The sequence below is a fragment of the Ruegeria sp. BHSB056 genome (assembly GCF_059613305.1).
Genome location: NZ_JBXWSG010000014.1, coordinates 1 through 14,741, shown reverse-complemented (window position 1 = coordinate 14,741; position 14,741 = coordinate 1). Strand labels below are relative to the sequence as shown.

Sequence of the window (14,741 nt, the reverse complement as noted above, 5' to 3'; positions counted from 1 at the left end):
CCTTTTTGGTCGTCTTGTTATTCGGCGGGGACGCTTTGCATGTCTCCGCCGTCGCGGGCCGCATCAATCAGGGCGCGGCGCGCGATGGCATAATTGTCTTCTCCCCCGGCGCGCTTGGCGCGACGGTCGTCCAGAATGCGTTCAACCGCATCGAGACGACCGGCCCGAAGCCCGGAATCGATAGTAATGCGTTCAAATACATCACGTTGCGCGTGGCTACCACCAGCCAGTTGCATCGAACCGCGCGCTGCCATCAGGTGATCAAATGCCGTGCCATAATGGCCGTCACCAAAGGCTTCAAGACCCATGGCGGCCGCGACACCGGGATCGGCCATACGGCGGGTGGTGTCGTCATTGGCGCGCGCTGCATCCTTGTTGAGGCGAGTCAGCATCTTGGCCGTGGCATCAGCGCGGTTGTCACCGGTCAGCGCCAGCAGATAATGTAGATCCGCAAAGATCAGGCAGCCGTCTTCGGTGCGCGCAGCACTCAGATCAGCCAGTTCTTCCCAGCGATTTCCGACGTTTACGCCTTCTAGTTCAAGGCGCATCAGCAACGAAGTTCCGTTTGAGATGTCACGGTAATCGTCGGTTTTGTCCTTGCGAACGTGGTTGTCATACAAATCCATCACCTGATCGACCTGACCAAGATCCAGATGCATCAGGGCCTTGTGCCACCAGACGTGATAGCGGAAGTTGTTGCAATGGGCCCAGGCCGCCTCGCGCCCGGCTAACCAGTCAAGGCCCAGCTGCGCGTTGCCGGTCATTTCATGGACATGGGCCACCGCGTGCAGACCCCAGGCATCGTCGGACACCATCCAAAGCGCCTGACGCCCCGCGATTTCGGCCTTTTCATAAGCTCCGGTTTCTTCCAGCGCGAAGGAATGACAGCCCAGCAGATAGCCCCGACCGGGGTGATCGGGTTCATATGCAGGCATAACCCGTTCGATCGAACGGCGCATTCCGTCCGGATCGCCCAGAACGAATCTTGTCGCGTGGCTGAGTTTCATCGCCAACGTATCCTGCGGATGATCGCGCAGGACCGCTTCGAACTTTTGCGCCGCCTGTGTCAGTTGGCCCGCCAGATACAGCCCCAAAGCATCGACAAACAACCGCTCGCGTGCCGAGACGGGCTGCTGTTTCATCGCAGCATTGGCAGCCGCCAAAGCCTCGACTGCAACCGCCATCATCTCGCGCCGACCGAGAAGGGCCATGAACAGGCCTTTAACGGCATGGCCCAAAGCAAAATCGGGCTCAAGCTCCAACACTTTGCCCAGATGTTGGGGCGTAACTGCGGCATGTGCCATGAACCCAAGCAGAACACCATTCCAGGCTTCGACAGCTTCCGGCTGCGCCAAGGTGTTCATCTGTCCAAAAACGTCTTGTTTCATACTTGGGTCCAATCTGATTGCGGTATTTGACACTGATTGATGTAACAGAGTGTGCGAGAGCGGCGTATCAGTATCGACCCCGCTCTCGAATTGGTGAAATGTCGTGTGTGAAAAAGTCGAAAAAATCCGCCGATTCAAAGGCATGTTTCAGCAACTTGCCGCCTAGTTGTGCAAGTGTTTCAATCGTCGAACGGGTTTTCAGCGTTTAACACCCAATCAGTATCGGCCCCGCAGGTGGGTGGTGCGCTGCGATATGTTACAGGCGTACGTGACAGGTTAAGGGGATTCCCGATCAGGTTCACCTTACCGGGCTGGGCCTGCATCGAAATCTGCATATTTCGTGCTGCTACCTGTTCCGTGTCAAAAACCTGATCCAGCGTCTGGACCGGACCAACAGGCACTTTCACGTCTTCAAGACCGGAAATTACGGATCGCGTATCCAGCCGTTGAACAGCCGGCCGAAGAATGGCGTTCAGCGCATCACGGTGTTCCAGTCGCGCCGGGTTGGTCACGAATCTGGGGTCGTCGGCAAGTGCGGGTTGTCCCAGGAAACCGCACAGCTTTCTGAACTGGCCATCATTTCCAACCGCCAGAATGACATGCCCATCGGATGTCTCGTAAACGTCATAAGGCACGATATTGGGGTGCCCGTTTCCGCGGCGTTGCGGAACGTTGCCAGAAGTCAGGTAATTGACGCCCTCGTTGATCAGCCATGCGATCTGAGAATCAACCAGTGCCAGATCGACCTGCTGACCTTCACCGGTCAGGTCGCGGTGGCGCAGTGCGGCCAGAATACCAACGCTCGCATACATTCCGCACATCACATCAGCGATTCCGACCCCCACTTTCATTGGCGCGCCTTCCGGGTCGCCGGTCAGGGACATGATCCCTCCATAGCCTTGCGCCATCAGGTCATAGCCGGGCTTGCTGGCATTTGGTCCGGTTTGGCCGTAACCCGAGATCGAGCAGTAAACGAGGTTGGGGAAGTCCTGTGACAGGGTGGCATAATCCAGCCCGTATTTTGCCAGACCGCCAGGTTTGAAATTTTCGATCAGAATATCCGCGTGCGCGGCCAGCCGTCGGATTTCCGCCTGACCTTTCTTAGTCGCGATATCCAGTGCCACGGATTTCTTGTTTCGGTTCGCTGACATGAAATAGGCGCTCAGGTCCGAGCGGTTGCCGTCGGCATTGGTCACATAGGGCGGACCCCATTGCCGCGTGTCGTCGCCCCCGGTGGCAGGGTTTTCGATCTTGATGACACTGGCGCCCAGATCACCCAGCAACTGCGTGCAGGTCGGCCCGGCCAAAATACGACTGAGGTCTAGAACCTTGACGCCCTTCAGCGGGCCCTCAGATGCGGCCATCGTATCCTCCCCGGTCGATTTCAGCGGCGATGACGGTAAATGTCTCGGCCTTTACAGCAGCTTCAAGTGCTGCGCGCAACTCTGCCCGGTTGCGGACGGTGTGGCCGTTCCCACCAAAAGCACGGCCTATGGCGGCGAAGTCATGGTGACCGAAATCCACGCCATTGTTAACCATCTGCCGCTGCCGCTGTTTCAACTCGATAAGGGCAAGGCTGGCATCTACGAAGACAAGAAAGATCGGATTGCCACCCATTTCGGCCGCCGTCGACAATTCCCCGGCGACCATCAGAAACCCGGCATCACCCGAAAAGCTGATCACCGGGCGGTCAGGCGCGGCCAGTTTCAGACCAATGGCCATTGGAACAGCGCAGCCCATGGTGCAGAGCGCCGAGGATTGGATCAGCCCACGTTCTTCGCTGCATTCCCACATCTGGCTCAGCAGAATGCGATGCGCGCCGCTGTCGGCGGTTGCCAGCGTTTCGGGGGGCAGAGTAGCGCGCGTTTCGGCGATGACCGCCGCGGGTCCCCAGTCCTCATCGGTGGGAAAGGCCTGTGCAAGTGCGGTTTTGACCTGTGGGGGCTCACCACCCGGCCAGGTCGTGCGGGCAGGGTTTCCCTTGGCAATGGCCTCCAGCGTCTCGCCCGTGTCAGCCACCAGATTAAGACCCGCCTGATGCATGTAGTGGTCATTGATCACCGCTGATATGTCGATGACGCGCTTTTCTTCGGGGTCCCAGATTTCGCGCCAGCCGGGGCGCATTTCGATCGGGTCATACCCCAGACACAGCACCAGATCGGCGTGTTCGACCAAAGGGACAAGGTACTTGTCTGCCAAAGGCGACAGGCCAGCGCCGCCCAAACACAATGGGTGATCTTCGGGAACAACACCCTTGGCCTTGTAGGTGGTCACAAATGGAATTCCGAAATGTTCCAAAAACGCCTGCACCACACTGCGCGAGTCGTCATAGAGGACATCGAGACCAATAATGGCGATTGGGCGCTCGGCCTCAGCCACCCAGCGCCGGGCTTTTTCAAGGCATTCACCATTGGGACTGACAGGCGCGACCTTGGCCAGGCGGCGGCGTTTTTTACCCGTCACCTGCGTGTCGGCGACCGAGATCGGGACATCAATATGAACCGGCCCCGGTCGCGGCTGCGTGGCCAGCGACACCGCCTTGTCTGCGATGATATCCGCACCCTTGGCCGTCAGGGTAAACGTGCCCTTGGTGATGGAACGGTAAACCTGGCTGTGGTCCATAACCTGATGGGTATAGGTCAGCGCTTCGTCCGCATCGACACAACCGGTCAGAACGATCATCGGAACACGGTCCTGCAACGCATTGGCCACCACGTTGATGCCGTTCATCGCGCCCGGACCCAAAGTGGCGACCAGAATCGCAGGCGCGCCGTCGCGGTGATGCACGGCCTCGGCCATGAATCCGGCCGAGTTTTCGTGTTTTGTCAGATGAAAGGTGATGCCCGCCTTTTCAAGCGCATCTACCAGTGTCAGCACCTCACCCCCCGGCATTCCAAACGCGTGGCGGCACCCCGCTTCGTACAGGCGTTGGGCCAGAAGATCGGCGGCGCGCGGCGTGGGGTCCTGCATCAGTCATGCTCCGAGATAACCGTTTCGAAGCAGATTGCGGAGGACGCCACCAGACGCAAGGCGGATCACGTCAGTGTGACTATTTGACTGCGTCTTCGGCGACGGATTGAAAGACTGTATCCAGTTCTGCGGCAATGTCCTGCAAGGCTTGCCCGCCCTCCTGCATGTAAGGGGCAAACACGAAGCTGGGGGTCTTGTAAGACAGGGTTGCCGTTCCGTCCTCGTTCTCGGTGACGTAGAAACGGATCGGTGCTTCGATCATCGCATTGGTAGAGGTTTCCAGCACCCTTACCGCGTAATCGTTGTTGAACGCACCAATCACCAGATTGCCTGGAATGGTGATCCCGCGCGCCGCGGCAGCTTTGGTGGGGCCAGCCTGCGTCACCACAGTCAACCCGCTGTCCTTGATTGCAGCCTTGGTTGCATCGACCAGTTCCGAGTAGGTCTTTTCCGCAGGAAGCACGGCCCAACCGGTTGGGGCGTCTTGTGCCCAAACGGGTAAAGCGATCAGGCAGAGCAAGGGAATGAGGGCTTTCATTGTCACGTCTCCTGTATTGAGGTGCACCCTGTGTGCCAGACCTGAGCGATCCGCGTCATCACAAACCCGTGTTTATGTGCCCGTTCGTTATTTCCGTCGCGCCTTCAATAGGTAGATATCCATGATCCAGCCATGTTCGGCGCGGGCCCTCGCCCGGGTCTTAAGGATGTTCTGCGCAACCTCATCCAGCGGGCCACTGATCAGAACCTCTTCTTTCATACCCACATAGGCGCCCCACCAGATGTCATAATCTGCCAAATCAAGGGTTTGGAACGAGCATTCGCCGTCGAGCATCACCGCGACGTTCGAGGCCGCATCAGGCCAGCCTTCGTCCCGGATACGACGACCGGTTGTAACAACGTAGGGCGCGCCCAGATCATTGATCGGGATCGCATGGGCGGCGGTCAGCGCCTGCAAGGCGGTGATGCCGGGGATAACCTTGGTATTGGGTTGCGGGTTCAACCGGGCAGCGATGCGCAGTGAGCTGTCATAGAGGGACGGATCCCCCCAAATCAGCAGTGCGACATGCTGCGCCTCTGGATGCGCGGCAATGGCCGCTTGCCAGCGCAGGGCGATGGCGTCGTGCCATTCATCGACACCGCGCAGGTAGCCATCGTCGGCCCGGCGCTGGGGAATATCGAAATAGGCAATCTGCGGCGGCGTTTCGGCGACACGCTCGATGATCGCTTCACGTAGCCCGGCCAGATCAGCCTTGTTTTCCCCTTTGCGTGGAATCAGGATCAAATCCGCCGCCCGGATCGCCTGCGCGCCTTGAAACGTTACATGATCCGGATTGCCGGTACCGATGCCGATCAAGCTCAGATCAATCATCGTCCAACTCCGCCAGTGGACCGTAAAGAATCAGTGCCGGTGCTTTGCCAATCTCGGTTCTCAGCTGCTCTGCCAGCGCGCCAATCGTGGCGCGTTGCAGCTTTTGGTCGGGAGTCGAGACGGATTCGGCCATAAGCGCCGGAGTATCCAAAGGCAAACCTTGGGCGTGCAGCGTATCGACCAGCAGGGGAAAGGTACGCTTGCCCATGAAAACGACGGTGGTGGCCTGCGGATCAGCCAGCGCTTTCAGGTTCAGGTCGTCGGGTAGTTCACCACTGACGTCATGGCCAGTCACGAACTGGACCCGCCGCGCCGTAAGCCTGCGCGTCAATGGAATGCCTGCGGCTGCTGCCGCTGCTATTGCCGAGGGGACGCCGGGAATGATCTCATAGGCGATACCGGCTGCGCGCAGGGCGACAAGCTCTTCCTCAAGCCGTCCAAACATACCGCCGTCGCCGGATTTCAGGCGCACCACATGCTGACCGGACTGCGCGTAATCCACCAACAACCGGCTGACATGGTCCTGCTTGGGGGACGGACGACCGGCCCGCTTTCCGACGCCAACCAGATCCGCATCGTCGCGCGCATGGCTCAGGATCGGGCCGCTGCTGAGATCGTCGAACAGGATCGCATCGGCCTTTTGCATCCGGTCCACCGCCTTGAGTGTCAGCAGTTCCGGATCACCGGGGCCAGAGCCGATGAAAGAAACAAAGCCGCTCATGCCGACGCCTCCGCAATCAGGTGAAAGAACGTGCCAGTGACATTGCCACGCAGTGATCCGGTTTGCGGACCTTCTTCCCCTTCGGCGTCAAACACGCGTGCCAATGGGGCGTCCGGTTGATCCACGATCGAGGAATAGTGGAACTCGTGCCCGCGCAAGGCTGCGCCTTTGGCAAAGCCGGGCATGGGGGCCAACAACTCGGCTTTTCTGTAGCCAAGATTGAACTTGCGCTTCTGGTAGGATGTGACGAGCCCCAGCAAGCCGGCCATTTCATGTTGCACGCCGTCCTTGTCGATCAGCGCCTGACCAAGTGCCATGTAGCCGCCGCATTCTCCGTGCACCGGCTTTGTTTCCGCATGTTTTCGCAAACCACTCAGGAAGGTGGTGGCCGCTGCCAATGTTCCGGCGTGCAATTCGGGGTACCCGCCGGGCAGCCAGACCAGATCGGCATCCGCCGCCGGAGGTTCGTTCGCCAAGGGGGAAAAAGGCAAGATCTCGGCACCCGCATCGTGCCACCCCTGCAAAAGGTGGGGGTAGGTAAAGGAAAAGGCTGCATCACGGGCCAGCGCGATTCGCTGGGCGGGGGGGCGCGGCAGCGCGGCTGACGATGGCCCGCCGGGGCCTGAGGAAGCCGCCCGCTTGATTGCGTCAAGGTCCACATGTTCTCGCAAGAACGCAGCATAGCCTACAATGGCACTTTCCAGATCGGGGTGTTCGACCGCCTGAATAAGTCCCAGATGACGCTCGGGCAGGGTCAAATCACCACGGCGGGGCAGCACGCCGAGAACAGGCAGACCCGCACGCTCCATCCCCAGACGCGTCAGGCGTTCATGGCGGGGGCTGGCGCATCGGTTCAGGATCACTCCGGCAAAGGGCAGGTCAGGATTGTACATCCTGAACCCCAGCGCCGTTGCCGCCGCTGATTGTGCCTGCCCGCCCACATCCAAGACAAGCACAACGGGCCAGCCCATGCGCAGGGCGGTCTCGGCGCTCGAACCGTGCCCAACTTCGCCAGGCTTTGCGACACCGTCGAACAAACCCATCGAGCCCTCGGCCACCACAATGTCAGCGCCTTCGGCCTGAGCAAAAATTGCGCTAAGCAGGCGATCTGCCATCGCCCAGCTGTCCAGATTGAACGAAGCCCGCCCGGCCGCCGCCCGGTGAAAGGCGGGGTCGATATAGTCCGGTCCGCTCTTGAACGGTTGCACGGTCAGGCCATCTTCGGTCAGCGCGCGCAAGAGGCCTAGCATGACCGTCGTCTTGCCAGTACCCGAAGAGGGTGCTGAAATCAGAATACCCGGAGGGTTATTCATCACCATGGCTCCAGCTTGACCAAGGGCTGTCGGCACTTTGCGGGCGATAGCGGCGGTCGTAGTCTCTGGAATAAAGGCAGCTTTCGTCAAAACCCTCACCGGCCAGCGCGGGGCCGACCATGATCAAAGCCGTGCGCGAGATGCTTTCGTCCAGCAACCCTTTCAGGGTTTCCAGCGTTGCGCGGATGATCTGTTCATCCGGCCAGCTTGCGCGATACACAACGGCCACCGGACAATCGGCGCCATAAGCCGGGATCAGGTCTGCGATAACCTTGTCCAGATTGCCGATTGACAGATGAATGGCCAATGTCGCGCCGGTACGGGCAAAATTCACCAGCGTTTCACCTTCGGGCATGGATGACGCGCGCCCCGGCGTTCGGGTCAGAACCACCGACTGCGCTAGTCCCGGCAGGGTTAGTTCGGTGCCCAGGGCCGCTGCGGCGGCGGCAAAGGATGGCACGCCAGGGGTCACACTGACCGGAATGCCCATTTCTTTCAGGCGGCGGATCTGTTCACCCATCGCTGACCAGACTGACAAATCGCCCGAATGCAGCCGCGCCACATCCTGACCTGCTTTATGCGCGACTTCGATCTCGGCCATGATCTGGTCCAGATCCATGGGCGCAGTGTTGATGATTTTTGCGTCTTTGGGGCAGTGGCTCAGAATTTCCTCGGGCACCAGTGATCCGGCATATAGGCACACAGGACACGAGGCGATGATGTCGCGCCCACGCAATGTCAACAGGTCTGCAGCGCCCGGTCCGGCGCCGATGAAATGAACGGTCATGTTTGTCCTCCGATGGCGATGGCGCAGGTGGCCAGCCGGTCGTCCGAAATGTGTCTGGGTGAAAGCAGCCGCGCGCCGGACCCGGCGGCGGCAAGGGCCGATGCTTCGGCTACGCTGCCGGTGCCATAAGCGGCACGGCTGCGGTTTGAGCATGTCAGGGTGCGTTGTCCGGCCAAATCGGCAGCCGCCACGAAATGCAGCGGAAGAGCAAGGCTTTCCGCAAAGGCCACCAGCGCAAAGTGTCCGCTTTTGTCAGCGACCGTTGCCAGAGCTTGGACATCATGGCTGGCCGCTGCCGCATCATAGGCGGCGCGTAAACTGTCTGCCGTCGCGTCTGATGAAAAGCCCAAGCCTGCCACGATCATAAGGTCACGCTCCACTGCACGACCGGATAGGCAGCCTTCCAGCCGCGCCGCGGTCCGAGCGGTGCAGAATGTGCCAGTTCGATCCGCAACAGGTCTCCGCCCAGGTCTTGGTGCCATCGCGCCAACAGTGCTTCGCTTTCCAACGTTACCGCATTGGCGACCAACCGAGTGCCGGTGGGCAAGGCGTCGCGAAGCCACGCCAGCAGGCTGGTGCTTAGCCCACCGCCGATGAAAACCACGTCCGGCAGGGGCAAACCGGGCAGCGCTTCGGGCGCGGTACCGTGGACAACCTGTAACCGATCCTGCCCCAGCGCGTCGGCATTGCGACGAATGCGTTCGGACCTGTCTGCGCGGGGTTCGATACTGGTGGCGGTCAGGGTCGGGTCACACATCAGCCATTCGATGCTGATCGAACCAGTGCCACCGCCAATGTCCCACAGATGCTCACCCCTCTGTGGCGCCAATGCGGACAGGGTCAGCGCCCGGATCGGGCGTTTGGTGATCTGGCCGTCGGTTTCAAAAAGATCATCCGGCTTGCCCGAGGCCTTGGACACTCCCCGCCCAGTGCCGGTCACTTCCAACCCGACGCAGACAGGATGATCGAAGGTTCCCAGCAGAGCTTCGGTCAGGCTCACTGTCTGGACGTTTTCACGCGGGCCGCCGAGGGCCTGCATCACATGCAACGCGCTGTCGGCAAATCCGGTTTCGCTTAGATATGTAGCCAGTTCAGCAACCGACTTGCCGTCACGCAAAAGTACAATGGCGTGCAGGCCCGCGGCCAGATGCGGCCGCAACCGGGTCAAAGGCGCGGCGTGCAGGCCAAAGGTCAGCGTGCTTTCCAAAGGCCAGCCCAGCCGCGCAGCGGCCAGCGAAAACGTGGACTGGCCGGGCAGGGCGGTCCACTCGTTGGCATCGAAGTTACGCGCGATGACGGACCCTGCGCCAAACCAGAACGGATCACCTGACGCCAGAACCACCGTCTGCCGTCCGCGCAGGCCTTTCAGGATCGGCAATCCGTCCGAGAACGGCACCGGCCATTCGACCCGCTCAGCCTCGTTTTCCGGCAGCAGCGACAGGTGACGAGGCGGCCCCATGATCACTTCGGCCCGGTCCAGCACTTGACGGCTTGCAGGCGACAGGCCATCAAGCCCATCTTCGCCCAATCCCAGAACGATCAGCCACGGAGATTCAGACATGCCCAACCTCCTGATTCTTGGCGGCACGACCGAGGCCAACGCTCTGGCCAAAGCTGTTGCGGAACAAGGGATTACGGCTGTGTATTCTTATGCGGGACGGGTGGAAACCCCGCGTCCGCAGCCGTTGCCGGTGCGAGTTGGCGGGTTTGGCGGCCCGGAAGGTCTGGCCCACTATATCCGTGAAAACGCGATCACCCATGTGGTGGATGCGACCCATCCATTTGCGGCGCAGATGAGCCGGAACGCGATTGAGGCGTGTCACGCAACTCAGGTTCCACTGGCCGCCTTGACCCGCGCGGCGTGGAAGCCGCAACCCGGCGATGTCTGGCACCGCGTGCCCGATATCACTGCTGCCGTCGATGCGCTTGCAGGTGATCCGCAGCGTGTGTTTTTGGCTGTCGGACGTATGCACCTTGAAGACTTTGCTGCTCAGCCCCAGCATTACTACCTGCTGCGCCTTGTGGATGAGCCCGACACTTTGCCCTTGCCCAACGCAGAGGTGGTCGTGGCCCGGGGTCCTTTTACAGAATCTGATGACCGCGCGCTGATGCAGCAACATGGAACGCAACTTGTGGTGTCCAAGAACGCGGGCGGCTCGGGTGCGCGTGCCAAGCTGGACGCAGCGCGGGCGCTGGGTCTGCCAGTGCTTATGATCGACCGCCCTGTTCTGCCCAAGCGGACCGAGCTTTCGACTGTCGCACAGGTTCTGGACTGGCTGTCTCATCCCTGATCCTCGACCGGGGTGAAGCGTGGCGTATAGACGATCGGCGTGCCGTGGCGTTCGATGACCCGGGTGCGCGACGAGCCGACAATGACCACGGTCTGCATATCCGCCATCTCGGGCGTGGCCTCGGCCAGTGTGGAAATCCGGATCGCCTCATCCGCTCGTGACACGGCGCGTGCAAACAGGATCACTCGCTCGGGTTCACATTCTTCGCGCAGGATTTCCAGTGTCTTTACAAAGCCTTCCGGGCGAGATTTCGAGCGGGGATTATAGAAGGCCATCGAAAAATCGCCTTGCGCAGCTAAGCGCAGGCGTTTTTCGATCAGCGCCCATGGCTTTAGGTTATCACTAAGGTTGATGGCGCAGAAATCATGCCCCATCGGAGCGCCTGCGCGCGCGGATGCAGCCAACATCGCCGTGATCCCCGGCAGCACATCGATCTGAAGGTCTCGCCATTCCGCGGGGCCATTCTCCAACGCTTCGAACACGGCTGCCGCCATAGCAAACACACCGGGATCGCCCGAGGACACAACAACCACCCGCCTGCCTTCGGAGGCCATTTGCAGCGCGTGTTGCGAGCGGTCGATTTCAACCCGATTGTCACTGGCGTGCAGGGTCAGGCCGGGGCGGTCGGCCACGCGGGCCACATAAGGGATATAGCCCACCACATCGGTGGCGTCGGCCAAAGCCGCTGTAACTTCAGGGGTGACCAGAGCCTCGTCCCCCGGACCAAGGCCTGCGATCTTGACCCAGCCGCTCATGGTCGCCGCCCCTGACCGTGCACAACGATGATCGAGAAATACGGGGTGATCTTCTCGCAGGCTTCGGACAGCTTTGTCACCGTCTGGTTCGGCATTTGCGCATATTCGACAATCCAAGCGCGCTCGTACAACCCCGAGGTTTTCAGTGCGCGTTTTACCTTGTCGATGTTCCGCCCGATTTTCATCACGACCAAAGCATCTGTCTGCGCCATACGTTCAGCCAAAACCTCCTCGGGCAGAGTGCCAACCAACACGGTCAGCACATCATCGCCCCATGTGATCGGATCGCCCGTTGCCGTCCACGCACCGGACATGCCGGTGATGGCTGGCACAACCTCGACTGGAGCTTCGTCACGCAACCGATTGTAAAGATGCATGAACGAGCCGTAGAAAAATGGATCGCCCTCACACAGGACCACCACATCCTCGCCCTGTTCCGACAGCGTCTTCAGGTGTGCTGTGCACTCTTCATAGAATGTGGCCAGCAACTCGTTATAACGTGGATCGGTGACCGGGATCTCGGTGGTCACAGGGTATTCCATCGGGAATTCAATCGCGCCTTCGGGGATCATCCCGTTGACGATTTTGCGGGCCTGACCGCTGCGACCCGGTTTGCGAAAGAATGCCACATGCTTGGCGTTGCGCAGCAGGCGATCAGCCCGGACGCTCATCAGATCCGGATCGCCGGGGCCAAGGCCCACACCGTATATGGTGCCCATCTTCATTCTGCCCGGCTTGCAATGGCGTTGATGGCCGCCACGGTGATGGCGCTGCCGCCCAGACGACCTTTGACAATGCAGGACGGCACCGGTTGCGCCTGCCATAGCGCATCTTTGGATTCCATCGCTCCGACAAATCCGACCGGGCAGCCGATGATCGCGGCAGGGCGCGGGCAATCCGGGTCTTCCAGCATGTTCAGCAAATGAAACAGCGCGGTGGGCGCATTGCCGATGGCGACCAGCGCGCCCTCCAGATGCGGCCGCCACAATTCCAGCGCAGCGGCGGAACGGGTGTTGCTCATCTCGGCGGCCAGGGGACGCACGCGTTCGTCGTGCAGGGTGCAGATTACCTCGTTGTCGGCAGGAAGACGGAAACGGGTCACACCTTCGCTGACCATGCGCGCGTCACACAGGATCGCCGCGCCGTTTTCCAGCGCCGTGCGTGCGGTCTGCACAAACCCGGGTGAGAAATGTACAAACTCCTCCAGCCCGACCATGCCGGCGGCGTGGATCATCCGAACGGCGACCTGCTCTTCATCGGCATCAAAGCGGGTCAGATCAGCCTCGGACCGGATGGTGGCAAAGCTTTCCTTGTAGATCGCCGCGCCATCAGTTTCGTAAGTGTAGGGCATCAGGTGAAGTCCATAGTCATGAGTGTTTTCGGGTCGAGCCCGCGTTGGCTGGGCTCATCCCCCGCGCGGCCCTGTTTGACAAGATCAAATCGCCCGTTGTTGCCGACCACAGTGATGTCGGCCGGGCCCATATGGGCGCATCCCTTGGCGCAGCCCGAGACATGCAGGCGACCGGGAATGCGCCGGGCCAATGCACGGGCGATGTCGCGGGTTTCCACCTGCGCTTGCGGGCAGAACGGCGCGCCGGGGCAGGCGTCGGTTGTCATCATCGGATCGGCTCCGTCAGTGACAAAATCCGGGGCGGGTATCGCCGCCCCGCCTTCCAGCAGGATCAGTCGCCACGGGGTGACACGCAGGTCAGAAGCGCCGCTGGCTTCGATCAGTTCACAAAGCTTGCGCGCAGGCAGCGAGCCGAATGCCGCGCCGTATAGAGCACCCAGTTCACAGGGGCCGGGTTGCAGTTTTTCACCGACAGGACCGGGGGCAAATCCCTGCCATTCCTGTGGCAGTGCGTGGGTGACCCGCGCCATGCGACGTGTCTCGGCCGTATAGGTCTGGGCAAACCATCGGGCCAGCGCGATCACGTGGTCAATGGCGTCATCCTCGGTCACACACCGCCCGGTTTTGCAGCCGTCGGCGCGCAGGATCAGACCGTCGGCACCTAGTTCCAGACGAATATCTGCGGAATCTGAGGCTAACAGGCGCTTCGGGCCTGTATCTATGGCAAAACCAAACTTAGCGGGCAGAGCAGGCAATTCGGCCAGTCGATCAATCAACTCCTGTGTCAGCCGCGCGGTCAAATCGCCCGCCTGAAAGAGCGGAGTGACCAGAATATTGCGGCGTACTTCGATGCCGGGTTCCGCATCAAGCAAGTCCAGCGCCGCAAGTTCCACAAGCAACGGCTGGTGGTCGCGCTCATCCACGCCGCGCAGTTGCAGGTTGGCACGATTGGTCAGGTCGATGGTGCCATTGCCGAACCGTTCAGCCAGTTCGCACAAACCAATGGCCTGCCTAGCATTCAGTCGCGCCAGACGCGGACGGACCCGCACGACCAGCCCGTCGCCTGACATCATCGGACGATGCGCGCCGGGACACCAGCCTTGAACGATAGGTGCACTCATCCCAAACCCTCCAAATCGGCCCGGATCGAATTCCGGCGTGTGTTCCAAAGCCCCGCTTCCAGCAATGCACGGAACCTGTCTTGCATGGCCTGATGGGCCTTCGGGTTGGCCTCTTGCAGAAAGGCATCAACGGCCTCATTGCCCAATGTGGCTTCGTGGTAGAGATCAAACAGATGCGGAGCGACAGTGCCCGACAGATGTGCGAATGAGGCCATGTGATCCAGCGTCGCCGCGATCTCGGCGGCGCCGCGAAACCCATGGCGCTGCATCCCGGCAATCCAGCCGGGGTTGGCAGCGCGGGCATGAACGACGCGGCTGATTTCTTCCGGCAGAGTCCGGGCGCGCGGATTATCGGGGTTGGTGTTGTCCAGATGGTAAAGCTGAGCGGTGCCACCAGTGATGTTTTTGGCGGCGGCAAAACCGGCCTCATGCGTGGCATAATCGTTGGCCAGCAGCAGATCAGTTTCTGTCAGATCCTGGAGGTGAACAAAACTGTCGGCCTTGGCGACACGATCCGTGATCCCCGTTTTGTCCTGCGCGATGTGTTCACCTTCCAACGCGTACGAACTGGCCTCAAGCCATGCCTCCCCGGCTTGGGCGCGCGCGTCGTCCGTATAGGTCTCGGACAGATGGGTCATGTTCAGGCCGTAACTGCCGGGTGCCGGGCCAAACACC

General features: G+C 60.6%; 16 protein-coding genes. 1 reads left to right on the top strand and 15 read right to left on the bottom strand.

What is annotated here, in order from left to right; genetic code table 11:
• Nucleotides 1-17: 17 nt before the first annotated feature.
• The 10 genes from AC2FND_RS05625 to cbiE all read right to left on the bottom strand — a co-directional run bounded on the left by AC2FND_RS05625 (nt 18) and on the right by cbiE (nt 10,109).
• Nucleotides 18-1,388: a tetratricopeptide repeat protein gene (locus AC2FND_RS05625; RefSeq protein WP_496768435.1), complete on the bottom strand. Its 1,371-nt coding sequence runs from the start codon at nt 1,386-1,388 to the stop codon at nt 18-20.
• 179 nt (nt 1,389-1,567) lie between these two features.
• A complete protein-coding gene (locus AC2FND_RS05620) occupies nt 1,568-2,752 on the bottom strand; it encodes a CaiB/BaiF CoA transferase family protein (protein ID WP_496768433.1) in 1,185 nt (394 codons plus the stop codon).
• Complete coding sequence (locus AC2FND_RS05615; protein ID WP_496768432.1) at nt 2,739-4,358, bottom strand: thiamine pyrophosphate-binding protein; 1,620 nt, start codon at nt 4,356-4,358, stop codon at nt 2,739-2,741. Before AC2FND_RS05615 ends, AC2FND_RS05620 begins: the two co-directional genes overlap by 14 nt.
• Nucleotides 4,359-4,437: 79 nt before the next feature.
• Nucleotides 4,438-4,896: a DUF302 domain-containing protein gene (locus AC2FND_RS05610; RefSeq protein ID WP_496768430.1), complete on the bottom strand. Its 459-nt coding sequence runs from the start codon at nt 4,894-4,896 to the stop codon at nt 4,438-4,440.
• Nucleotides 4,897-4,983: 87 nt separating this feature from the next.
• Complete coding sequence (gene cobF, locus AC2FND_RS05605; RefSeq protein WP_496768428.1) at nt 4,984-5,727, bottom strand: precorrin-6A synthase (deacetylating); 744 nt, start codon at nt 5,725-5,727, stop codon at nt 4,984-4,986.
• The gene (cobA, locus tag AC2FND_RS05600) at nt 5,720-6,448 is read right to left on the bottom strand and encodes a uroporphyrinogen-III C-methyltransferase (RefSeq protein ID WP_496768426.1); all 729 of its coding nucleotides are present in this window, start codon (nt 6,446-6,448) and stop codon (nt 5,720-5,722) included. Before cobA ends, cobF begins: the two co-directional genes overlap by 8 nt.
• The gene (locus AC2FND_RS05595; RefSeq protein WP_496768424.1) at nt 6,445-7,761 is read right to left on the bottom strand and encodes a cobyrinic acid a,c-diamide synthase CobB; all 1,317 of its coding nucleotides are present in this window, start codon (nt 7,759-7,761) and stop codon (nt 6,445-6,447) included. Before AC2FND_RS05595 ends, cobA begins: the two co-directional genes overlap by 4 nt.
• Nucleotides 7,754-8,548: a precorrin-4 C(11)-methyltransferase gene (gene cobM / locus AC2FND_RS05590; protein ID WP_496768422.1), complete on the bottom strand. Its 795-nt coding sequence runs from the start codon at nt 8,546-8,548 to the stop codon at nt 7,754-7,756. Before cobM ends, AC2FND_RS05595 begins: the two co-directional genes overlap by 8 nt.
• Nucleotides 8,545-8,913 (bottom strand): cobalamin biosynthesis protein, encoded by a 369-nt coding sequence (locus AC2FND_RS05585; protein WP_496768420.1) that lies wholly within the window; start codon nt 8,911-8,913, stop codon nt 8,545-8,547. Before AC2FND_RS05585 ends, cobM begins: the two co-directional genes overlap by 4 nt.
• The gene (gene cbiE, locus AC2FND_RS05580; RefSeq protein WP_496768419.1) at nt 8,910-10,109 is read right to left on the bottom strand and encodes a precorrin-6y C5,15-methyltransferase (decarboxylating) subunit CbiE; all 1,200 of its coding nucleotides are present in this window, start codon (nt 10,107-10,109) and stop codon (nt 8,910-8,912) included. The genes AC2FND_RS05585 and cbiE overlap by 4 nt, the downstream gene beginning before the upstream one ends.
• Between cbiE and AC2FND_RS05575 the strand changes: the two genes are divergently transcribed.
• Nucleotides 10,108-10,839: a cobalt-precorrin-6A reductase gene (locus tag AC2FND_RS05575; RefSeq protein ID WP_496768418.1), complete on the top strand. Its 732-nt coding sequence runs from the start codon at nt 10,108-10,110 to the stop codon at nt 10,837-10,839. The genes cbiE and AC2FND_RS05575 overlap by 2 nt on opposite strands.
• Here AC2FND_RS05575 and cobJ read toward each other — a convergent pair.
• The 5 genes from cobJ to AC2FND_RS05550 form a co-directional block, all read right to left on the bottom strand.
• Nucleotides 10,830-11,594, bottom strand: coding sequence for a precorrin-3B C(17)-methyltransferase (cobJ, locus tag AC2FND_RS05570; RefSeq protein ID WP_496768417.1), 765 nt, complete (start codon nt 11,592-11,594; stop codon nt 10,830-10,832). The genes AC2FND_RS05575 and cobJ overlap by 10 nt on opposite strands.
• The gene (locus AC2FND_RS05565) at nt 11,591-12,319 is read right to left on the bottom strand and encodes a precorrin-2 C(20)-methyltransferase (RefSeq protein WP_496768415.1); all 729 of its coding nucleotides are present in this window, start codon (nt 12,317-12,319) and stop codon (nt 11,591-11,593) included. The genes cobJ and AC2FND_RS05565 overlap by 4 nt, the downstream gene beginning before the upstream one ends.
• Nucleotides 12,316-12,945 carry a precorrin-8X methylmutase gene (locus tag AC2FND_RS05560; RefSeq protein ID WP_209597018.1) on the bottom strand — a complete coding sequence of 210 codons (630 nt, stop codon included), beginning with the start codon at nt 12,943-12,945 and terminating at the stop codon, nt 12,316-12,318. The genes AC2FND_RS05565 and AC2FND_RS05560 overlap by 4 nt, the downstream gene beginning before the upstream one ends.
• Entirely contained in the window at nt 12,945-14,066 is a 1,122-nt protein-coding gene (locus AC2FND_RS05555; protein WP_496768413.1) for a ferredoxin-like domain-containing protein, read from the bottom strand. Before AC2FND_RS05555 ends, AC2FND_RS05560 begins: the two co-directional genes overlap by 1 nt.
• A partial coding sequence (locus tag AC2FND_RS05550) for a cobaltochelatase subunit CobN (protein WP_496768411.1) occupies nt 14,063-14,741 on the bottom strand: 679 nt, incomplete at its 5' end. The genes AC2FND_RS05550 and AC2FND_RS05555, both read right to left, overlap by 4 nt.